The organism is Steroidobacter cummioxidans (assembly GCF_003104955.1).
In genome coordinates this window covers 1-22602 of record NZ_LSRW01000090.1, presented here as the reverse complement: position 1 = coordinate 22602, position 22602 = coordinate 1, and the positions used below count along the sequence as shown (strand labels likewise).

General features: G+C 61.3%; 16 protein-coding genes and 1 pseudogene. 4 read left to right on the top strand and 13 right to left on the bottom strand.

Annotated features, from left to right (window positions below):
* From D0550_RS37290 to D0550_RS30735, 9 genes and pseudogenes are all read right to left on the bottom strand, one after another.
* Positions 1–62 (bottom strand): hypothetical protein (locus tag D0550_RS37290; RefSeq protein WP_414717359.1); only part of this gene is annotated, 62 nt, incomplete at its 3' end.
* 56 nt (positions 63–118) lie between these two features.
* Positions 119–1528, bottom strand: a pseudogene (locus tag D0550_RS36585) (DUF885 domain-containing protein); the annotation flags it as partial.
* Positions 1529–1683: 155 nt separating this feature from the next.
* The gene (locus tag D0550_RS30765; RefSeq protein WP_161966155.1) at positions 1684–3345 is read right to left on the bottom strand and encodes a gamma-glutamyltransferase; all 1662 of its coding nucleotides are present in this window, start codon (positions 3343–3345) and stop codon (positions 1684–1686) included.
* Positions 3346–3415: 70 nt separating this feature from the next.
* On the bottom strand, positions 3416–4471 hold the full coding sequence (locus D0550_RS30760; protein ID WP_116813022.1) for a TonB-dependent receptor: 1056 nt from the start codon (positions 4469–4471) through the stop codon (positions 3416–3418).
* Complete coding sequence (locus D0550_RS30755; RefSeq protein WP_116813021.1) at positions 4440–5909, bottom strand: TonB-dependent receptor; 1470 nt, start codon at positions 5907–5909, stop codon at positions 4440–4442. The genes D0550_RS30760 and D0550_RS30755 overlap by 32 nt, the downstream gene beginning before the upstream one ends.
* A 240-nt stretch (positions 5910–6149) precedes the next feature.
* The gene (locus D0550_RS30750) at positions 6150–7232 is read right to left on the bottom strand and encodes a FecR family protein (RefSeq protein ID WP_116813020.1); all 1083 of its coding nucleotides are present in this window, start codon (positions 7230–7232) and stop codon (positions 6150–6152) included.
* On the bottom strand, positions 7229–7741 hold the full coding sequence (locus tag D0550_RS30745; protein WP_161966153.1) for an RNA polymerase sigma factor: 513 nt from the start codon (positions 7739–7741) through the stop codon (positions 7229–7231). The genes D0550_RS30750 and D0550_RS30745 overlap by 4 nt, the downstream gene beginning before the upstream one ends.
* A 28-nt stretch (positions 7742–7769) precedes the next feature.
* Positions 7770–9491, bottom strand: a complete 1722-nt coding sequence (locus tag D0550_RS30740) for an alpha/beta hydrolase-fold protein (RefSeq protein ID WP_116813018.1) — start codon at positions 9489–9491, stop codon at positions 7770–7772.
* Entirely contained in the window at positions 9488–11299 is a 1812-nt protein-coding gene (locus tag D0550_RS30735) for a DUF885 domain-containing protein (RefSeq protein WP_161966152.1), read from the bottom strand. Before D0550_RS30735 ends, D0550_RS30740 begins: the two co-directional genes overlap by 4 nt.
* Before the next feature lie 181 nt (positions 11300–11480).
* On the opposite strand from D0550_RS30735, the gene D0550_RS30730 reads away from it, so the two are divergent.
* Positions 11481–12950, top strand: coding sequence for a peptide MFS transporter (locus D0550_RS30730; protein WP_116813016.1), 1470 nt, complete (start codon positions 11481–11483; stop codon positions 12948–12950).
* Between the two features lie 30 nt (positions 12951–12980).
* On the opposite strand, the gene D0550_RS30725 is transcribed toward D0550_RS30730, so the two are convergent.
* Both D0550_RS30725 and D0550_RS30720 read right to left on the bottom strand, forming a co-directional pair.
* On the bottom strand, positions 12981–13982 hold the full coding sequence (locus D0550_RS30725; RefSeq protein ID WP_116813025.1) for a branched-chain amino acid aminotransferase: 1002 nt from the start codon (positions 13980–13982) through the stop codon (positions 12981–12983).
* An 80-nt stretch (positions 13983–14062) separates the two neighbouring features.
* Positions 14063–14773, bottom strand: coding sequence for a TetR/AcrR family transcriptional regulator (locus D0550_RS30720; protein WP_161966151.1), 711 nt, complete (start codon positions 14771–14773; stop codon positions 14063–14065).
* A 183-nt stretch (positions 14774–14956) separates the two neighbouring features.
* Between D0550_RS30720 and D0550_RS30715 the strand changes: the two genes are divergently transcribed.
* Complete coding sequence (locus tag D0550_RS30715) at positions 14957–15829, top strand: bifunctional 5,10-methylenetetrahydrofolate dehydrogenase/5,10-methenyltetrahydrofolate cyclohydrolase (RefSeq protein ID WP_116813014.1); 873 nt, start codon at positions 14957–14959, stop codon at positions 15827–15829.
* A 193-nt stretch (positions 15830–16022) separates the two neighbouring features.
* On the opposite strand, the gene D0550_RS30710 is transcribed toward D0550_RS30715, so the two are convergent.
* Entirely contained in the window at positions 16023–18242 is a 2220-nt protein-coding gene (locus D0550_RS30710; RefSeq protein ID WP_116813013.1) for a TonB-dependent receptor, read from the bottom strand.
* 944 nt (positions 18243–19186) lie between these two features.
* On the opposite strand from D0550_RS30710, the gene D0550_RS37285 reads away from it, so the two are divergent.
* On the top strand, positions 19187–19402 hold the full coding sequence (locus D0550_RS37285) for a helix-turn-helix domain-containing protein (RefSeq protein WP_116813011.1): 216 nt from the start codon (positions 19187–19189) through the stop codon (positions 19400–19402).
* Between the two features lie 178 nt (positions 19403–19580).
* Here D0550_RS37285 and D0550_RS30695 read toward each other — a convergent pair whose 3' ends face one another.
* The gene (locus tag D0550_RS30695) at positions 19581–20462 is read right to left on the bottom strand and encodes a LysR family transcriptional regulator (protein WP_116813010.1); all 882 of its coding nucleotides are present in this window, start codon (positions 20460–20462) and stop codon (positions 19581–19583) included.
* A gap of 95 nt (positions 20463–20557) precedes the next feature.
* On the opposite strand from D0550_RS30695, the gene D0550_RS30690 reads away from it, so the two are divergent.
* On the top strand, positions 20558–21544 hold the full coding sequence (locus D0550_RS30690; protein WP_116813009.1) for an SDR family oxidoreductase: 987 nt from the start codon (positions 20558–20560) through the stop codon (positions 21542–21544).
* Positions 21545–22602: the final 1058 nt, after the last annotated feature.

Genomic DNA, 22602 nt, shown 5'->3' with positions numbered 1-22602 from the left:
ATCTTGATCATGCCGATTTTGTAACCCGTCGCCTGGCCCGGCATGACGATGTAACGCTGCACCTCGGCGCGGATCTGGCCCTCGGCGGCCGGTGAGTTCTCCNCTCCATGAAATACCTGACTGCCTGCTCCTCGGTCCAGCCCTTGGAGTGCAGACCGGTGTCGATCACCAGACGAATCGCACGCCAGATCTCGGTGCTCAGGCGGCCGAAGTCTGAATAGTCATCCTGGTACGCACCCATTTCCTTCGCCAGCTTCTCGGCGTACAGGCCCCAGCCTTCCTGATAGGCGTTGAAGTACAGATATCTGCGGAACTTCGGCAGACCAGGCAACTCCTGCGCGATCGCGTAGTTCATATGATGGCCCGGTAGCGCTTCGTGATAGGCGATCACTTCCAGCTGCGGGATCGGCATCGCACGCATGTCCGACAGATGTGCGTAGTAGACGCCCGGTCGCGCCCCATCCGCCGAGGACATGAAATAGTGCTGAGGCGCTCCGTCGAGCTCGCGATAAGGTTCGACGCGCTTAACGATCACATCGGCCTTGGGCAGAATGCCGAAGTACTTGGGCAACTGCTGTTTCATGAACGCAATGTGCGCGGTGGCGGCATCGATATACGCTTGCCGCCCCTGATCCGTGTTCGGATAGTAGAAACGATCGTCCTCGCTCACGAACTTGAAGAAGTCTCGCAGCGTTCCCTGGAAGCCGACCTTCGATTTGATCCGCTCCATCTCGCCCTTGATTCGCGCCACCTCATCGAGGCCGAGCCGGTGCACCTGTTCCGCCGTCAGCCGGGTCGTGGTGGAGCTGGCGAGCATCGCTTCGTAGTACGCCTTGCCGTTGGGATGCTTGCCGACGCCGGTAGCGATCACATCGGCCTTCGGCAGTTCGGACTCGAACCAGCCGATCAATTGTTCGTAAGCCGGTTGCCACTGCTCGAGCAGCGCCTTGCGCGCCTCGACCCGATAGGCATCCGCTTTGATTGAATCGATTTTGCCGGCCGTGACCAGGCCGCTGACTTTGGCTTGCACGTCGGTCCACACCGCGCTGTCACCTTCGCCGCCAAACGGTGCGCCGGTGATCAGCGAGCGCGCCTGCGGGATCATCGCTTCATAGGCAAAACGAGGCACGCGCGAGCCCGCGGCGGCATTCTGTTTGGCGATGTCGAGCAACTGCAGCAGCGCGCGAGCAACGCCACCGATGCGCGCGATATATGCGTCCATATCCGCTGGCTCGTCCACGCGGTGGATTTGCATCAGGAACTGTGGCAATCGGGTGTGTGCCCCGGACAGCTGGTCGAAAACAAAAACGTTACGCTTGAATCTGGCCAGTGACGCGGCGTCCTGGTACTGATGGATCCAAAGGTCGTAGGAGAGTTGCGCGTCCGGCGGCAGTTTCGCGCGATCGAACTTCGCCTTCAGTTCTTCGACCGACTGGCGCTGCCACTCCAGCGCCCGATCCGTCGCCGCTTCGGACAGGTCGTCGATCTTGTCGTAGTCCTGCTTTTCTCCCGCATAGGCGCGGGCCATCGGACTCAGATCGAGCTGTTCCTCGTATTTCGCATCGAACCACGCATTGATGCGGTCGGCCTCGCCAGCCGGGGTTGCTTGAGCAATCGACCCTGCGCTCATGAGCCAGCCGAGTGCGGCAACAGCGAATCGTATTTTCACGCTTCGACCTCAGCTCAATAGCCCACTGCCCGACCGCCCATCGCCAGCTCGCGGATCGCGCCTCCGTGCAGCTCTCCGGTCTTTTGATCGATTTGCACGCCGATCCAGTAGCCACGCAGCTGATCGTTCTCCATCAGAGGCTGTCCGAGCTTCTCCACCTGCGAGATGAATTCGGGCTTGAACTCGTTTTTCCCGAGCGTGAGCACACTGGCGCCGTCCGCACCCAAGGTGAAGCTGCCGAGACTCGGCTCGTTGATCGCCTGCTGCGGCGTCATGCCGAAATCCAGCACGCTGATGAGCGCCGTCACCGTGCGGGCATGCAGGCCGGCGCCGATGGAGCTGAACCCCAGGAACGGCTTGCCCTTGGCGACCACGAGACCCGGACTGCTCGGATCCGGCAGCCGCCCGCCCGGCGTTACTTTCCCGATCTCGGCGCGCTGGAACGAGGCGGAATCGGGAATGGAGATGCCGTCCACGTTGATGCCCGTCGCTCCCCAGCTCACGGCATTGATCGAATGACATATCGCCGCGATGTTGCCCCACCGATCGATCGAAATGATCGCGTCTGAATGCGCGGGTACCGATGGAATCGCCGGCACCGTCGGCATACGTCCGGAGCGCATGACGTCCCACAGCTTCGCCGCGGATTCCTTCTTTGCTCGCGCTTCCAGCGACCGATCCAGACCCACCGATTCATAGATCTTCGGATCCGTGAGCACCAGGTCGAAGAACTCTGCGGGCTTGAGGATTTGTGCGAGCGTGAACGTTGCTCGAGGCGACTGGGCGTAGCGGCCCAGTTTCGAGACCTCGGACACTTCCGCCAGATTCATCGCCTCGACCAGATTGACGCCGCCATTGGCGGGCAGGCCGTGCACATAGATGTCGTAACCGTGGTAGCTCGTGTGCATCGGTTCGGTCCACAGGGGCTGATAGCTCGCGAGGTCATCGAGCGTCATGCGACCGCCGTCGCGCTGTACGGCGTCGATGAATTTTTTCGCCCACTCACCGCGATACATATAGGCCGCGCCCTCGTGCGCGACGTGGCGCAATGTTTTGGCCAGCATTGGTTGTTTGAACGTCTCGCCCGGTTGGTACGCCGAGCCATCGGCCTTGGTGTAGACCGCCTTGGTCTGCGGCAGGCGGCCCAACACTTCCCTGCGAAACGCATACTGTCCCGCAAGCCCGGCATTCCATTCGAAACCTTGCTCCGCGCAGTCAATGGCCGGCTCGAACACCTTGGCGAACGGCACTTTGCCGAACCTGCGCTGAGCCGCTTCCACGCCGGCCATGAAGCCCGGCACCAGCGCGGTCCGTCCACTGGGTTCATAGCTGCCGCCGTGCAAGTCCTTGAGCAGTTCGGCGAGCTCGACGCCGGGTAACGTCTTGGCATCGGTTTCCGCCTTGACGGTGTTGTATCCCGCGTTGAGGTTGTAGACCTTCCCGGTGGAGGCGTCGAAGTACACCATCGTCAGGATGCCGGCATAGCTCACCCACGATCCTGCAGCCAGGCAGATCTGAGTGAGCGCAGTCGCTACGGCCGCGTCCGCGGCGCTACCGCCTGCTTTCAGTATCTCGACGCCTCCCTCAATGGCTTTGGAACCTGTGGTCGCGGTGATCATGCCGTGGTACGAGGGCTTCGGACTCGCCGCCTCCATGGTCTGCGCGGCCTGTGCCATTGATGAGGCAACAGCCATTCCGAGCAAAAGCACTGAGCTGCGTCGCATAGAAAACCTCTAGGAACAAAAATCAGCGGAAGCGATAGCTCATGTTCAGGCCGACCGTGCGCGGGCGCGGTCTCGCCGTGGGCAGCACCAATCCATTCGCCCGACCGGCGACGGATATGGCGCCGTTCTCGTTGCTGAGATTGTCACCAAACAGGTAGAGCCCCCAGGATTGCCCTTGCACGCCGAGCCGTGTACCGAACAGCGTCACATCATCCGACGGCGCGAGAGTGTTGATGACGTCAACTTGATCGGAGGTGTACTGCGCCTGCCCGAACATGAAACCATCGAGCGTGGCCGTCAGCGGCCAGCGATATGTCGCCGAAGCCGACACGGTGTTCTGCGGAACCCTGGAGACGCGGTCGCCCTTGCGAATATTCACGCCCGGGTCCGCTTCGGTGTATTCCGCTTCCACGTGGCTCGCCGAGAGCTGAAGATTCAAACCTTCCATCGGTTGCACCGAGAGACTGAGCTCCGCGCCGATGGTCCGAGCCTCCGCGCCATTTTGCAGGGCACTCAACTGTGTCACGGGTTCGACAACGACGTTCACCATCAGGTTCTGCCAATCGTTGTAATAGACCGCGGCCTCGAGCGACGCGCGACCGCCGGCGAACGTACCTTTCGCGCCGAGCTCATAGCTCCAGACGATTTCCTCTTCGATGCCCACCGGCACGTCCATCCCCATCACGACGGCGGAGATGAGCGACACCGTGGGCTGAACTTGACCGGCGCGAAAACCCTTGGCCACGTTGGTGTAGAGCATCCAATCGTCGCTCACATGCCAGGCCAGGTTCAGACGCGGATTGATAGTATCGATGGAGCTTGCCACGCGTCCGGTGAAACTCGGATCGATGGTCTGCACCAACGCGAGCGTGGCCGCGTCGATCGGATCCGCGCGCAGGCGGTCGTCCTTGAAGTAGCGCAACCCCAGGGTCAGGTCCACTTTACGATCGAACAGCGGCCAGGTGCCTTCGCCGAAGATCGCGTAGGACTCGCTGTTGGCGAACTCCTCGAAGTTGAAGCCTAGAACCTGCGCCGTGACCGGGCGTTCAATTTTTCGNTNNNCGGTAGAACAGTCCACCGGTCCAGCGAAAGCCTTCCTGGTTGGACGAGGTCAGTCGCAACTCCTCCGAGCGCACCTCTTGCGTCTGATCGCTGAGCACCGGCAAGCCCAGCAAACTACCGGCGTTGAACAGGCGGAAGTCCATGTACGAGGTGGCGCTGACCAGATCGGCGAAACCCAGGTCGTAGCGCACCGTCAGGCTATACAGGTCGTATGACATGTCGTTGCTGACCGGCGTGAGATCCGTCGTCTGGTTTTCGTAGGCGCCGTTGGTGCCGGCCGCTTCGGAGTCGGCGCGCCAGAACGACAGCACTACATCCAGCTTGTCGGTAGGCGCCAGCCGCAACTTGCCGCGATAGGTGGCGATGTCACGCTCGTTCTCATCCTTGACACCCGTCGCGGTGTTGTCGATCCAGCCGCCGAACTCTTCTTGCGAAGCCACCAGGCGCAGCGCCACTTTTCCTTCCACGATCGGCAGATTGAGCATGCCCTTGGCAGCCCAGCTGTCACCGCCTTTGTCGGTGGATGTCGCCGTGAGGTCGACGTCGCTCTGGAGCTTGCTCAAATTGGGCTCGGCCGTCAGCACGCGAATCGTGCCACCGAGAGAACCGTCGCCGTACAGCGTGCCCTGCGGACCTCTCAACACCTCGACCCGCTCCAGATCGAACGTGCGCACATCCGGCACCACGGGCTGGGAGATGAAGCTGAAGGGAAGCTCATCCAGGTAATAGCCGATGGGTGCGTCACCAAACGTCGAATTGATGCCGCGGATCTGGATGCTTTGTGTTCCCGCTTGCGTATCGACGATGCTGACGCCGGGCGCCGCCTGCAGGAAATCGGCGAGCTGCGTCGAACCTTGCTCGCGCATTCTGTCGTTGGTGAACGCCGTGATCGATTGCGGCACATCGAGAATGCGCTCCGCGCGCTTGTTGGCGGTGACGATGATTTCCTCGAGAGCAGATCCTTCCGCCGCCGCGCGTCGCGACGACTCGGGATAACCGCGCGTGCTCTGTTCGCCGCTTGCGTCGAGCGCCGAGATTTTCAACGGCTTCGCCTGCCGCTTGTCGGACTTGTCGATCTTCGCCGGATCGCGAATCAGCAATACCCCCGAAGGGGTCCGATCGGCCTGCAACCCCGAACCAGCGAGCAACAGATCCAACGCTTCCTCGGTGGTATATGCACCGGTGAGCGGCGCACTTTGCCGGCCTGCCACCAGTTCCTGCGAAAACAACAGTTGTTCGTTCGCCGCGGCGGAGAACGCCTTGAGCGCCTCGGAAAGCGGCTGTGTGGGAATCGACAAGTCGTGGACGATCGCACGAGCGGAGGCAGGCTGGGCAGCGAGCGCGCTTGCGCCGGCCAGAAAAACAGCGCTGCAAACAGTTGCGGAAACAGCCGCCGATAAGGATCGATTCAATAGCAGTCTGATGCTGCCGCGAATACTCGAGGTCGTAGCCATGCCGTGCCTTTTACTGTCTTGAGTTGGCCAGATTCGACGTTGTCCGGACACCAGGCGATCGGGCGGCGATGACACATCGAACGCCACATGCGTGCCGCATGCGCCCTGCTCCCCCAGCTAGGGCGTATCACCGTATTCCTTGAAAAAGTGACTTGACACTCATTCCGACGAGCCATCGGAACAAACCCACAGCACGCGTCGTGATTTTTTTTCTTGTTGAGAAAGGCTCGACGCCGCAGGTCAATCAGCCGCGGTCAGCCGAATCTCGGAGGTACCGGTGCGCTCGATTCGCACCGGAAAATAGGTCGAGATTGCCTCGACGAACGCATCGGCATCGCCGGCCGTGAACACACCGCTTACCTGGAGTGTCGCCGCGGCCGGACTCACCTCGATCTGCAACTTCGAATAACGATTCACACGTTCCACGGCACTCGCCAAAGGCTCGTTATCGAAAAACAACTTCCCGCTCTGCCAGGCCGTGGCCGCTTGCACATCGACCTTCGGCACGACCGTGGCACTGCCGTTGGCTTGTACCTCCAGGCCCTGACCCGCCGTCAGCTCGATGACAGGCGCTGCCGAGCTTCTCGCCTTCGGTGCGGTCAAGGGTAATCGCTCCGCCACCACGGCCTGCGCTGTTGCCGGGTCGGATGCTGTCGCGGCGCCGGTCACGGCCACGCGCCCCTCCAGCAACGTCACGAGCACCGTATCGGCCACGCGCTCAACGTTGAACTGCGTGCCGAGCGCTACGACCGTCTGTTCGCCGGCCTGGACCCGAAACGGACGCAATGGATCACGTACGACATCGAATCGAGCCCGACCTCGTTCGAGCTTGAGCAAGCGCATGCCGTCCGTGTACGCCACTCGAACACGGGATTTCGCGTCGAGCGTGACCAGCGAACCATCCTCGAGTCGGACGGCGCGCTGCTCTCCGATGATGGTGGTGTAGACACCCTGCTGCGAATGGAAGTACAGCGCCGTGCCTACCACTGCGACCAAGACCGAAGCGGCCAACGCCAGCGGGCGGGACAAGCGGTGTCGCACGGACCAACGCCGGCTGGCCGCGCGGCGGGCGTCGTCGAGCGCGTTTCGACGAGCGAGCATGATCTCCGGAGTCGCGGCGAGCACACCGATGTCTGCCCATGCGGCCGTGACTTGTCGATAAGCCAGTTCGTTGCGGGGATCGCCATTGAGCCAGTCCTCGAGCTCCCGAAGATCCTCGGCACCGACCTCTTCCGAGCGGGCGCGCATGAACCATTGCGTCGCCTCTTCCAGACGATCGTCTGAATCCGGATCGGAGGGCGTTGAACCCTTGAGATTGCTCACTTGGATTGCATCCGACGCGTCAGGTGCAGCAGCGCTCGACTGATCTGCTTTTCGACACCGCTGACAGAGATGCCATACAGCTCGGCGATCTCGCGAACCTTCAGATTCTCGAACCGATAGAGATAGAACATAGCACGAGTCCGTTCGCCCAACTCATCGAGCGCCGAGAGCGCCTCCTGTAGCGTTCTCTCCCCTACTACGACGCGCTCGGGCGACAAACCCTCAGTGAGAGCGTCCGCGAAATCCGCCACGCCGTCCGATGGTAGCGGCTCCTCGATGCCGTGGCATTGAACTCTGCGGGCACGGTCACGAAGCAGATTGACGGCGATACGAAACACGAGAGCTTCGACATTGAGAATCGGGCCGCGCTCCTGGCTGCGCAGCACGCGTTCGAACACGTCTTGAGTCAGATCTTCAGCTTCGGCGGCACTGCGGACCCGACGACCGAAGTACGCAAGCAGCGCCGGGCGATAGTTGCCGAGGCGGGCCATCAGTGCACTCTTGGCCATGCTGTTTTCGGCCGGGTCGTGCTCAACCCTATGGATAGTGCCACTGACGGTCATCGGTACTGGCCGGCTGCTGTTTGCTCATGTGCCCCGCCATCTCACGCAACATCGCGAATGGCCAGGGGTCTAGGCCCAGCCCGTGGAACGTGTGCCCGATCTTGGGGCGGCCATAGCGGAACGAGCCTTCATACGGCGGATTCTGCGTAGTCTTCAGGAAATCCTCAAGCAGATACATGGCGTTGTTACAGTAGAACTGATCCATGTCACCGCACAGGAAAAACAACTGGCCGCGCACCTTCGGCCCCACCGTCTTCCAGTTGTTCTCCAGATAGTGGCGCAGGTCGAAGCCGTTGTCGCGCCAGGTTTTCACCACGCGATGGTCGATCGCGCCGGTGTTCCAGTCGATCAATGGCACCGGATAGCCGTCGGGGCCCACCGGGCCAAACATCGCGGCATAGGCATCGATCCATTCGCCACTACGCGATCTGTTGCCGAGCGCACGCGATAGCTGACCGAACTGGCGCGCCGATACCGACCATCCACCGGTCACCGTTCGTGAGTACGGTCGCTCCGGCTGCAGCCACTTGTAGCCGTCCGGAGCGTAGTAGTTCTTTTCCGCGTACATGTCCGTGTTCAGCAACGCGCGATAGTCCACCATGTCCGGGCAATAGATCCAGGCGCCGCCGAACGATTCGGACTGCGTGACCTGGGTATAGAGCGAAATCCAGCCGCCGGTCGAGCCGCCGAACATCGTGCGCGCCCACGGCGCATCGATCGTACGGAATTCACGATTGATGTAAGGGAGCAGCTCCTGCATCAACACGTCCTGCCATGGCCCGGTGTTCGCCGAGTTCACGAAGTAGGAATCGTCATAAAACGGTGTCGGGTGCAGCAGCGTGACGACGATGACCCTCGGAGTATCCGCGGCGGACCAGTTCTCCCAGAGCCAGCGTGGCGAGCCTTGAGGCGCGGGCTCCGTGGTTCGTTCCGGTTCGCTGGTCGGGAAGCGCAGCGGCGTGAACTCCATGAAATGCCCCATGTGGAATACGACCGGATAGCGACGGTTGGGATGTTCCTCATACCCTTGCGGCAACAAGACATTCACCCCGACCGGCATGTCGCGTCCCCAGAACCGCGACGCCAGCTCGCTGCGAAACTTCCTGAACTTCAGATACTTCGTATCCGCCGGCTGCTCGACTGGAGGAATTCGAGCGCCGAGCGTCAGCGACAGATTGAAACCTTCGCCGGCCACGATCTTGATCCGCCGCACGTCGCTATAGAAATTGCCGGGCGAGAGATGAAATTGCGTTCCTTCCCAATCGTCCATCGGCAGCCAGATCGTCTTGCCGTGCGCGGGCGTCACTCTCTCGTAGCGATGTAGCACCGCCTGGATCGAATACTCGCCTGGAGGCAGTTCGGAAAGACGAGCGAAGGGATACCCCTGCTCCTTCCCCGACAGCCTGACACTCGCGCCGGGCTGTAGCGCCTCGACGTCCTGCCCGAAGAATGGCGCGTACTCCATCGAGGCGTCGTTGAAATAGTAGGCAGCGGTGAACGGTGTGACCAAGCGCGGCTCCTGGTCCGTCCGATCGGTCACGATCACGAACAACCTGCCGGTCTCGGCATTGGCCGCAATGTCGCGACTCAACGTCACCGTGACAGCTCGCACCGAGGCGCTTGCGAAGGCGTCCGAGCCCAGCAACCATCCCAACGCGACTGACGCCAGCGCGGCGGCATGAATGAGCAGTTTCATTGGGCCGTTGCTCGCTCATGCGTCGACACGGCCTGCGCAATGTAACGATCGAGATGCTGTTCCAGCACGTCGAGCGGCATTGCCCCCTCGCCGATCGCCGCCGCATGGAAAGCTCGGATGTCGAAGCTCGAACCCAGCGTCTGCTCGGCTCGGCGGCGCAATTCCCAGAACTTTTCATATCCCAACCAATAGCCGAGCGCCTGAGCCGGGATGTCGGTGGAATAGCGCAGGGTTTCCGAATCGATCTGAACATCCGACTCGAACGTGTGCGCTTTCATGAAGGCGCGCGCCTCCTGAAGCGACATGCCTAGATAATTCATCCCCGTGTCGACAACCAGGCGCGAGGCAAGGAACGCCTGCATCGTGAGGTGCCCGTAGAGATCGTACGGATCCTCGTACAACCCCATCTCATCGCCGAGACTCGCCGCATATTCGGCCCAGCCCTCGTTGAATGCGCCATACAGCAGGAATTCTCGCAACGGATGCGCGGTCGAGTTCTCCTGCTGCAAGGCCAGGTGGAAGTGATGTCCGGGCACCAGCTCGTGATACATCAGATGCGCGGCGGGGAGCAGCGAGCGCTTCTCGAGCTGGGAAGCGTTGTAATTGTAGATGCCCATCGGGTTGGCAAGCGTCGGCGGCTGATAGTAACCGTAGGTCACTCCGGCTTCCGCTGCTGCCGCAAGCCGCGCGACTCCATATGGTGCCTTGGGGAGTCGAGAGAAATACCGCCCGAGGTGCGGCTCCAAGCGCTTGGTGTAAGCGAGATAGCGTTGCTCCATATCTTGCGGTGAGTTGGCGATGAAGCGCGGATCCTTGCGCAAGCTCGCCTGGAACTCCTCGCGGCCACCCTTGAATCCAAGCCGCTCGCGCACGGCGCTCATCCGCTCATCGATCTCGGCAACTCGTTTCTGGCCAAGATCGTAAATCTGCTCAGGGGTCAGCCTGAGCCCGGTCTGATCGACGATCCGCTTCAGATATTCTTGCTTGCCGCCAGGAAGATTGCCCATCCCGACCTGCGCGGGCGCGTCGCGGACATAGTCGTCGCCGAAGATCGAGATGACGGCATCGTAGCCGGGGAGAATGCGCTCTTCGAGTTTGTTCTCGACTGCCGCCGTGAAAGCCGCCGCCTGATCGGCTGGCAACTTCTCGAGCCGGTCGGACGCGGGCACCAAAGTTGCGGCCGCGGAGGCTCGCAGCCCCCGAAACATTGCAACGACACCAGGGATGGCAGGTTGAGCGACCCGAACACCACGCTCGCTCTGCGCTCGCGTCTTGGCAGCGACTTGATCCAGCGTCGCGCCATAGGAATCCAGCAGCTGCTGATAGTGCTCGAGGTCGCTCGCGCTCTCGAACTTGTGCCCGGCCAGTATCTGATGGGCCGTCAACTGCCACCAGCTGGCATACGGTGTCACCGCGAAATCGAACCAGTAGCTATCCTCGGCGTTGGCCTGAGTCGTAAAGGTGTGCCGTAACAGCTTCGCGAGCAGCCATTGTTCCGCCGGCAAACTGTCGACCGGGATGGCATCGAGCCTTTGCAACGCGTCTCGACCGTACTTCGCATCCGCCCGCGCCGCCTCGATCGTGATCGGATCGAAAGCATCGATTTGCTGGCCCCGCTGTAGTTTCACCAAGGCAGAGTTCTGCTCGAAATACGCCAGCAACTCGTCCGCCAGTGTCGTCACCTGCCTGGAAGCATTGGCCGGTACGGTCGCGAAGGTTGCGGCTGGTTCAGGTTTCCCACACCCCGCGGTGCCGAGCATCGCCAACATCACGGCCGAGCCGACCATGAGCGTTCGCATCGTTGTCATTTCTTTCCTCCCAAGGTCGCCTCGCCGAGACGTTTCGCGTTCTGCCCAGGACATAGACGCAGCATGCGGCGACTCCCGCAATGGCGGTCATCGATTGTTGTTTGCGCGGTTGTGGCAGCTGCCGGCGCCTGCGTCTAAGTCTCTTCCAGTCGAGGTCTGAAGCTTGGCGCATTCATCGGGCATGTTCTCTGAGCACCCACGTGGGCTGTTCATCTGCTTTGCCACGGAGCTGTGGGAGCGGTTCAGCTACTACGGCATGCGTGCTCTGCTCATCTTCTATCTGATGCAGCACTTCTTGTTTTCCGAACAGGAGAGCTTCCTGATCTATGCAGCCTACACCGCGCTGGTCTACATGACGTCGCTGCTGGGGGGAGCAATTGCAGACCGCTACCTCGGCGCGCGCAAGGCGGTGACGCTGGGCGCCGTGCTGTTGGTGACGGGACATTTCGGCATCGCTATCGAAGCCTCGGTGCAGATCTTCTATCTCTGCCTGGCGCTCATCATCGTCGGCGTCGGCTTCCTCAAACCAAACACCTCCACGCTGGTTGGCGCGTTGTATCGACCCGATGACTCGCGGCGCGATGCGGGTTTCACCATTTTCTACATGGGCATCAATATCGGCGGCGCAGCCGCGCCCTTGTTGTGCGGCTGGCTCGGCCAAACCTACGGATGGCACTATGGATTTGGCCTGGCTGGCATCGGCATGCTGGCGGGGTTGTTCGTTTTCTTACGAGGCCAACGGCATCTGCTGGGGTATGCCGAGCCCCCGAACGCTGACTGGCTCCGCCAGCCCACGGTGGCTCGGCTGAGTCGGGAAGCTTTGATCTACCTCGCAACGATCGGACTGGTCCTGATGGTGTGGTTGATCATGAACCGGCGCGACATCATCGGGCCCATGCTGGCCGCGTTCGGCACCATCACTGGCGCCGCGATCCTGTACTACGCGTTCGCCCGCTGTACGCCGCAAGAGCGAGATCGATTGTTGGTGTGCGCGACCTTGCTCGTGTTCACGATCGCGTTCTGGGCTCTCTATGAGCAAATGGGCAGCTCGCTGAATGTCTTCGCCGATCGCATGGTGGATCGACACGTGCTCGGCTACGAAATTCCCGCCCCGATGTTTCAAGGGCTGCCGTCGATCTTCGTCATTCTTGGCGCGCCGCTGGCCAGCAGCCTCTGGATGTATCTCGGGCGCCGTAAGCGCGAACCCTCCGCCGCCATGAAGTTCACGTTCGCCATCGTTCAAGTCGGGCTGGCATTTCTAGCGCTCAGCCTGGGTCTCAACCTCACCGAAGCCGGCGAGAAAATCGCGTTGGGTTGGTTCGTACTGACCTTTTTCCTGCTCACCAGCGGCGAGCTGTGCTTGGCACCCGTCGGCATGGCGATGGTCACCCGGCTCGCGCCCCAGCGCATCGTCGGCGTCATGATGGGCGCGTTCTTCCTCGCCTACTCGGCCTCCAGCTTCATTGCTGGTCACATCGCACGACTCACGGCCCAGAGCATCCCCAGCCAGCCGGCGGCAAGTAACACCGCCAGCGTGGCAAGCTATGCGCAGGTTTATATGACTCTGGGCTGCGTGGCTCTGGGTGCAGCGCTGCTGTTGTGGCGACTAGCGCCGTTGCTGACGCGGCGTACGCCGGACGTCGAGGCCTGATACGAAAGCGGCGCGACGGCGCCGACTCATTTATACCCGGCGAGTCCAGTCGAATCGATCCGGCGCCTCGCCCCGCTGGATCGAAATCAACTTCGCTCGCAGCGCTCGAGTCAGCTCGCCGACCTCGCCATTTCCGACCCGATGTTCCTGGTCATTGTGAATCAGCACGCCGACGCCGGCGAGCACGGCCGCTGTACCGGATAGCGCAGCCTCGCCATCGCGCGTCCATTCCAACATCTCACGCACGTCGAACGATCTTTCCTCAACGGCGTATCCTTCGCTTCTCGCCAGCGTCAACAACGAATCCCGGGTCACGCCGTGCAAGATGGCCGTGTCGAGCTTTCGGGTGAGCAACCGTCCCTGACGCAGCAGGAGGAAGTTGGCGGCACCCGTCTCCTGGATCTCGCCCGCTGGAGCAAACAAGACCTGATCGGTCTGATGTCGCCGTCGGGCTTCGAGCGTGGGACCGAGGGCGGCTGCATAGTTTCCTCCGGTCTTTACGCAGCCCATGAGCGCCGCGCTCCGCGAATGGACATCATCGACCAGGATGCGCAGCGGTTTGAGACCGAAGTAATCCCACACCGGGCTCGCGAGCACGATGAGTTGCGCCTCCGCGGAAGGCGTTCCGGCCGCACCGATGTTCGGCGTGGTACCAAACAGCACCGGGCGAAGGTACAACGACCCGGGAGCCTCGGGAACGCTATCGCGGTTGTCCTCGACCGTCGCCTGAATCATCTCCAGCAGTTGTTTCGGATCGGGCTCGGGCAAAAACAATGAACGTGCACTCTGGCGTAGCCGCTCGATGTGACGATCCACGCGAAACAAATGAATGCTGCCGTCGGACCAACGGTAAGCCTTGAAACCCTCGAAACACGTGCTCGCATAGTGCAGCACATGCGCCGCCGGATGTAGCTCGATCGTGCCCGTGGGCCGTAGCTCGTGCGCTCGCCATTCGCCGTCGGTAAATCGCGCGACCGCCATGGTCGGCGCCAGGAGCGTTCCGAAGGGCGCCTTGGAGGGATCACTGGGCATTTGCATGTCTCGCTGTCACCGTCTCGTCGGGAATCCGATCGGCTAAGACGCAGGCGCGCGCGCGTTCCACAATGGGCCCGTCAACTTCTCTTCAGTCGCGTCGATGTGGCTTTCGAGCGTGCCTTGACTCGGCGGGTTTTGCTCGGCGTCTCGGGCTCGCTTCGTTCCAGCGCGCGCAGAGTACTGAGCAGGTTGTCGCCCGCCTCACGTCCCATGAGCACTTTGTAGTAGTAAGGAATCAGGCGCAGGCGTTCCTCTGGCGGCTCTCGCAAAGCAAGGGCGTGGTAGCCGACCTGGTGGAAGTACACGACACGGGCGCGAACCAGGCGCTCGGATGGATCGTAGATGTCCGGCGAGAACAGCAGCTGCACCAGACTTATCCATTCGTTGTCGACCCGGTGCATGACATCTTCGACCTTCGCATCGCCGCGCGCCCAGGTACGAATCGCCATGCCGAACGCAGGAGACTCCGTCCCTTCCCCAACCCACAACTCGACGAGTTCAGTCAGGTCGGGCGCCGAACTGGCCCAGCGCGCGCGAATGGTCGAGATGGCGACGTAGTTGTTTACTTCCCAATCGTGCAGCAATGCATTCAGCAGATCATCGCGATCGGCGAAGTGCCAATAGAAGCTGCCGCGCGTGGCGCGCAGATCATTGGCGAGACGATCGACCTTGACGCTATCCACGCCGGACGTCACCAGCACTTTGCGAGCCGCGGCGATCCAGTCCTCGCGCGACTTTCTTCTACCCGTGACGGGGATGGAATCTGCGGCCACTTTGCTTCTCTTCATAAGTACGGGACTCAACCCGTGGAGCATCCGGATCGAGCCGCATGGTATCGCAACCGGGGCCTCACGTCGCAGCTTCGCTTGACGCAAGTGCTCGCCCCAATCCTCTATGCTTTAGGACTTGCCAACCCACTGCCCTACGGTATTCTATACACTTGTGTATGGAACTTTGAGCCCGGGATCCGCTTGAGCGCCAAGATCATCGACGGAATCAAGCATGCACGGCGATTACGTGCCGGCTTGTCGACGGAAATCTCCGACTTCCTGGCAAGCAGCGGCGTACGACCAAAACTTACCGTCATCCTGGTCGGCACCGACGCCCCGTCGCGGCTGTATGTTTCCAACAAAGCAAAGGCGTGTCGTGAGGTCGGCATCGAGTCGGCGACCGTCGAGTTGCCCGCCTCGATCACGCTGCCCGAGCTGCTTGCCGTGATCGATGCCGCGAATGAAGACGACACCGTTCACGGCATTCTGGTGCAGTTGCCGTTGCCAGCGCATCTGTCGGTACGTGCCGTCCTGGAGCGCATCTCGGTCGAAAAGGATGTGGATGGATTCCACATGTATAACGTCGGCGGCCTGGTGCTGGGCTCGACCGTGTTTTCACCGTGTACACCGTTCGGAGTCCAGAAATTACTCGAAGCCGAACAGATCCCGATCGCCGGACAGAACGTGGTCGTGGTCGGCGCCAGCAACATCGTCGGCAAGCCGACCGCGCTGATGCTCATGCAAAAAGACGCGACTGTTTGTATCTGCCACGCGAAGACGCGCGACCTCGCTCAGTTCACCATTCTCGCCGACATCCTGGTGGTCGCCGCGGGCCGCCCCAACCTCATTGTCGCTCCGATGGTGAAAACCGGCGCGGTGGTGATCGATGTCGGCATAAATCGATTGCCCGATGGACGTATCGTCGGCGACGTCGATTTCGAAGCGGTGCGTTTGAAGGCCTCGCACATTACACCGGTGCCGGGCGGTGTCGGGCCGATGACAATCACCATGCTCCTGCACAACACCCTGGTGGCGGCCCGCGCCCTGACCGAAAAGACAAAGCGCGGCCTTTAGAGCTTGCGCTTCGCGATTGTACCGAGGGCGCGCGCCGATACGCTCCATGTGTTGCAGTACCCGCTGCGTAATCCGCGCTTCGATCTGGATCGTAATGTCATCACATATCGACAGCATGCGCGGCCGGACAGCGGCCTCGCAGGGATCGTAGGTCTGGTCGAGCACATCACGAACAAGCCACCTGACAGCGCGCTTAGAAATCCATCGACAAGGTCAAACCATACGTGCGCGGCCGAATGAGAATGGCGGTCGATGGCACGAACTGGCCAGCGAACAGCTTGTCGGTCGAGAACGAGGCCAGGCCGGCTTCGTTGGTGACATTATCCACACGCAACGCGAGCCGCCACGGACCGTTCTCGAGACCGGCACGCAGGTCGAGGGTTGTGTAGTCGGGCAAGTCGACGTTGGGATTCAGCACGGTGTTGGAAAACGATGAAGGGCGCTCTCCCGTGTACTTCACGGAGACACCCGCAGTGCCGACCCAATCCGCCACCAGCGGCATTCGATAATCGAACATCAGCGCGCCACCCCACTTGGGTGACAACGGGAACGGATCGCCCTTGGCGGCGCCGAGGGACGCCGAGGATTCGGCATCGATGCTGACGATTTCGGTGTCGTTATAGCCGAGGCTCAGCGCGACCGAGAGATGGTCGATGAGCGATGCATGCGCTTCGAGCTCGAAGCCATTGACCTCGCCCTTGCCGCCGTTGCCCTGGAACACGAAACCACCGCGCAGCGTGTTGAGCTGAATGTCATCCCAGACGATGTGATAGACGGAAGCGCTGAATCCAACGCGTCGCTCGGGGAACGAGCCTTTCACCCCGACCTCGTAGTTCCAGACCGTATCGGCCTCGAACGGCCTCGCGTCGGGAAACAAGGAATTGGTCTGCGGACCGCCGGGGCGATATCCGCTCGCGGCACGCACGAACGAACTCAGCGCCGGCGTCAACCGCCAGCGCAGCGTCGCGAGATAGGTCGTCGCGTGGTCGTCAAAAGCGAATCCACTCGTGGTCGGCACGAACACGCCCAGCAACAGACCCGAGCGGGTTGCAGCCGCCTTCTGATCGTTCTGTGCGTAACGAGCGCCGAGCGTGAGATCGACGGCATCCGTGAAGTAGTAGGTCAGATTCGCGAACGCCGCCTGCTCCCGATAGTCCGAGCGGGTGACCGTGGTCAGCACATTCCCGAATGGTGCTGGGAGCACGGCCCCCGTGGCTTGATTCTCTGCGGTCATTGCAATGGGATAGCTGTTCCGTTCGTCTGTGTGGAACAAGCCCGCGATGAACTCGAACGCGTCGATCCGTTCGGAGGCATAGCGGATTTCGACCGTGGTCTTTTCCATCTGCGGTGACGGATCTCCCTTCAATCCAGTGCCGACGGGCAGCACTTCGGCGAGCGCAGGCCCATATATCTGCGTGTAATCCGCGAACAGTTGGGTCTGATACTCGCCATACGCCAGCGTCGATGTAAGCACACCAGGGCCGAGCGTCCAGTTGAGCGTTGCCGAGAGCGTCTGGTATTCCGCCTCGTAGGTAGGATCGAAATAATTGGAGAACGTGCGTGGCCCGAATGCAGGCTGCATCGTGTCCGTCACATGGTCCTGATAAGAAAATCCGCCCGCTTCTATCTTCTGATAGAAGCCAGCAAGCAACAGATCGACGGTCTCACCGAACGCGCTCAACAGGCTGAGTCGGCCGCCGTACACGGTCGCGTCATTGACGTCCTCGCTGCCGGTGCCAGTGTTGGTGACAAAACCGGGATCCCGCCGATGGAACGCCGACAGGCGCAAACCGATTCGGTCCTGGCTGATCGGAGCGTTCAGCGACGCGCGCATGCCATGGCCCGTGCCGCCGCCATCGACCGCTGAACCCGACATGGAAGCAGACCCGCTGAACTCAGCCAGATCGGGACGTTTGCTGATGATGCGAATCAAACCGCCCAGGCTGCTCGCGCCGTACAGCGTGCCCTGCGGCCCTTTCAATACTTCGATACTGTCGATGTCCGCCAGATCCGGATCGGGCGTGACGACCGAGCCCACCGCAAGCGAACCCGAGGCCGTAAAGGGAACATCGTCCAGATAAAAACCAACGGTGCTGGTCGTCTGTTGCGGCCCCGAGTTCAAGCCGCGAATGATCACAGTGCCAGCACCGGGCGCACCTGCGCTGCGCTGATCGAGATTGGGCACCAGCTCAGCGAAATCGCTGAAACCGCCGGCGCCAAGTTTCTCTAGTGTGTCACCACTCAAGGTATCGATCGCGGCCGGCACGTCGACCAGGCGTTCGGCACGCTTGCTGGCGGTTACCACCACGCCCTCCAACGCCAGCGAGTCCTGAGCAACACCTGGATCCGCGCACAACAGGCTCGCCATGACCATTGACGATGTAATCGCGCCACGAAGTTCAGAACTTTTCATGCTGGCCTCCCCTGTTCAGCTAGGACGCAGGTGACCGGCAGAGGCCTATGCAGATCGTCCGGACGATCATGCGAATCGTCAGACTTGCAGTGAGCCCGGAGAACACGGTCTACTTCATTCCGTGACGAAGCTCAGACGCAAAGAGTTATCCCCGACGGCTGCCGAGCCGCCGAACGTCGTTGACCTTCGGGCGCTCTGCAATGCGCCCGCTGAGAAGCACAACGCGATCGAGCTGACCGCGGGGCTGCTGGAGATTAGATACGAGTCGGAAACGCAGCAGGGCCGCCAATGGATATGTCGGCCGCGTCCAGATTTGTGCGTGATGCTTTCCGCGCTGACACGAACGCCCGCCTCGAACTATTCGATGACTGGCGATGCTCTTGTGATCGTGCAATTGAGATTGAGCGGTTTCGCCATCCACACTGAACAAGGGGACGAGAACGCGACTTACGCCATGGTCACTTATCTTCCACCCGGCGCTCGCGTGCAGTGGCGAGTGCCCCGCGCGGGTCCGTGGTACACCATCGCGATCGTGGGCACGTTGGAAGCCATCGAAACACAATGGGGCTTGGGCCTCGCGATGGCCGAGGCGTTGGGTCACACCCCTGTCACGCTTCAACAGTGCACTCGAATCGTCCGCAAACCTTGGATGATCACACAAGGCGCGGCGGAGATCGTGCGAGATGCCCTCGCCTTCCGATTCACCGGCGCGGTGGGACGCGCTTACACCGCGGCACGCGGACAGCAATTACTATGCGAGGTGCTGGCCAGCCTGAGCGACACCTACCGCCGCCGCCTCTTGCCGGCCCGAACACGACAGCTCGTGCAGCGGGCCCGCACCGTCATCACCAACAATCCGGAACAGCCTCATACATTTTGCAGTCGCTTGTCAACGTTTTCGCTTCGGCNGCTTGAACCGTACCCTGCTGGCCGAAGGTTTTCATATGGAGTTCGGTGAAACTGTCTTTGCATACTTGCAGCGTGAACGACTGCGAAGAGCATGGACACTGCTGGAAGATGCCAGCGAGCGCGTGGCTTCCGTCGCCGCGCAAGTGGGCTACCGTGACTCAGCCAGCTTCACTCGCGCTTTCAAAGCACACTACGGCATCACTCCACGTCACGTAGGCCGCATGCCCCGAGGCCAAGTGCCTTCGCGCTGAAGGCGGCGCCCATCATCAGCAAGTTCGCATCGATCCACTTTTTCTGCATCCTTCGGATGCGATTGGCGTCACCGTCGTTGAAATCGCATCTATCGATACGAATAGGCTGCATCCGCCGCATCGAGCCATGTTATTTAGCCGGCCTGCGAACCGACCATAGGACATCGAAGTCCGTAGGTCATGCCTTACCCAAGCCACGGACCAGTGCGTCGAACGTCACCTTGCAGCGGGGGCTGCTCCGCAGGTCCTCGTGCATCGTTATCCAGGTCTCGAGTTTCATCTCAAAATGTCGCGACAGTACACGCACCAGCGACAGATCGCGCCTTGCGATCCTGACCTGGCACACGCCGATTCCACACCCTGCGCGTATCAGCGCCAGCTGAGCCAGATCGCTGTCGGTTCGCAGGCAGAACGCATCGCGACTCCATTGAGGGATGGAGCGCCTGGCAGCGCGCAGGAACGGCGTCTCTTCGTCGAAGCCGATCAACGAATGGTGCTCGAGGTCGGACAAGCTGCGCGGCACTCCGTGCTGCTTCAGATAGTCTTGATGTGCATACAAACCTAGCGTCGCGGCATCGACCCGTTTGGCGAGCAACACTTCCTGTTTTGGAGGCGTCATGCGCACGGCGATATCGGCCTCTCGGCGTACGAGGTCCTGAACACGGTTGGTCAACACCAGCTCCACCCGGAGCTGCGGATGCTCGGCGCGCAACCGGGCGAGAATGGGAGGCAGCACTTCTGCACCCACGACTTCACTGGCCGAGATGCGCACCGTGCCCTTCACTGCGCCGCCGTGACTTTCGGCCGCACGACGCAACGCCGCCGCAGTGCTGCTCATCGATTCCGCGTAAGGCCGCAGTGACAGCGCCGCCTCCGTCGGCAACAGACCGGCCTGTGAGCGAGTGAATAAGGGCAAGCCGAGAGATTTCTCGAGCGCGGAAATGTGTCTACCCACCGTCGGCTGCGTGATGGCCAGGGAGCGTGCCGCCCCAGACAGCGAGCCCGACGACAGCACCGCCAAAAAGGAGCGATAGAGCTCCCAACCGATTTCTTGTGCCATACATAAATGTATAGCAGCTAGCTTACGTTCGCCAATTCCTTCGAGGCGGCGCTCGCCGCACACTTTCCCTACTACAGATTTATAGGAGCTGCGACATGACGAACGACAATCGAGTCCTGGTGCTCGGCGCGACCGGCGGCATTGGCGGCGAAGTGGCGCGCCAGCTTCGAGATACGGGATGGCAAGTGCGAGCTGTAAAGCGCGGCTTGGCACAGCCGGAGGAGCGCCGTGAGGGCATCGAATGGGTACGTGGCGATGCCATGAATGCCGATGATGTACTTCGGGCCGCGCGCGATTGCGACGTGCTCGTTCATGCCGTCAATCCACCCGGCTATCGCAAATGGTCCGAGCTGGTGCTGCCGATGATCGACAACACAATCGCCGCGGCCGTGGCCAGGCGAGCGACCATCGTTCTACCCGGCACGATCTACAACTACGGTCCAGACGCGTTTCCCACGCTCGGCGAAGATTCCCCCCAGCACCCTTCGACGCGCAAAGGTGCGATCCGTGTCGAACTGGAGCGACGACTGCAGGCGGCCACGCATCGAGGCGCTCGCGTAATCATCGTCAGGGCTGGAGATTTCTTCGGCCCAAACGCCGGCAACAACTGGTTTTCGCAGGGCCTGATCAAGCCGGGGCAGCCGGTGTCGGTCGTGAACATGCCTGGGAATGGCGGCATCGGACATCAATGGGCGTATCTGCCAGACGTAGCTCGCACCATCGTTGAACTGCTGGCGCGGCGCCAGCAGTTGGAATCATTCGCCACCTTCCACACAGCTGGCCATTGGGACGACGATGGCTCGCGCATGGCCGCAGCGGTCTGTCTGGTTGTCGAGCGTGAGACGGGTATGACGCCAAGAACGCGGGCGTTCCCTTGGTGGCTGTTGCGTCTCGCCGCGCCCTTCGTCGTTACCGCACGCGAGTTGCTCGAAATGCGTTATCTCTGGCGGCAACCCATACGCATGAGCAATGCGCGACTCATCGAGGCACTGGGTCAGGAACCACACACCCCGCTGGAGGACGCTGTGCGAACGACCCTGCTGGGCCTGGCATGCTTGCCGCGACAAGCCGAACTTGGGTAAGAGCTGCAGATCGAGTTGCGGAGGATCGAACGCGACATCGAGCAGTTCGTGGACCGTTTGCTCCAGGCAACCACGCGCACAGTCATCAAGGCCATCGAGGAGCGCATTCGGGTGCTGGAGGAAGAGAAGGCCCTTGCGTTGGAGCGAATCGACAGCTGCGGTCAACCCGTTCGAGGCTTCGATGAGTCACTCAGAATCGCGATTTCGTCCCTGTGTAATGCATGCCCACTTGAGGCAGAACGCGCCGTCGTTCCGCGACTCGCCGACAGAGTAAACGCAACAAGCAGCCTATCGGCCCCGGCTGCAGTCCAACATGCCAGTTGAACTGGCGACGGCACCTTGACAGTGTCGTCCACGCGCTTGTCGAGATCGAACGTGACCGTCGTCCACAGAAGCTGTGCGCAACCCTGTGGATAAAGGACGGCTGCTCTATTCTTTCCCGAGAAAACTTGCTCGATTCTTGCGTGCTCAAGTTTTGTTCACCTGCAAGGCTTCACAGCTGTCCGCCGCGCGTCAAGCACAAACTCGACTGCCGTACGCATCGCACTTGCGGCGATGTTCCGCCACTGGGCGTGAAGCGAGCGAGGCGCCCCCGGCATCTACGCAAAACCGGATTCCAGAATGGATGGATCAGTGGAGCAAACGCTGGGGCGCGCTGGAACGATGCCCTCACAACGGCGTGAGCCTGCCGGAATCAGCAGGACCGCATGTCGATTCGAGCCACAGCCCCGCAACACGTTTGAGAGCCGTCGCCTTCGGCAACCTTGAAGCACTCGCCATCTAACGGCGCCCTCATCTGAGGATGGTTGTGTCCTCGGTTCGATGGGAAGCGGGCAAAACCTCGGTCGACACTTTGAACCGCGGTCTCGCCCCGCCCTTCCAATGTGTTAGAGCGGCTGCGAGACGAGAAGTTGGGACTGGTGCCCCCGGCAGGAGTTGAGCGATCGGCATTTTTGAGCGTTTTTCAGGGACTAGAGGACCTCAAGAACCGAGATACCCCCGCAGGTACCCCCACCTGAACCCGCAGCCATGAGAGGCCGAAGCCGGTGCTATCAGCG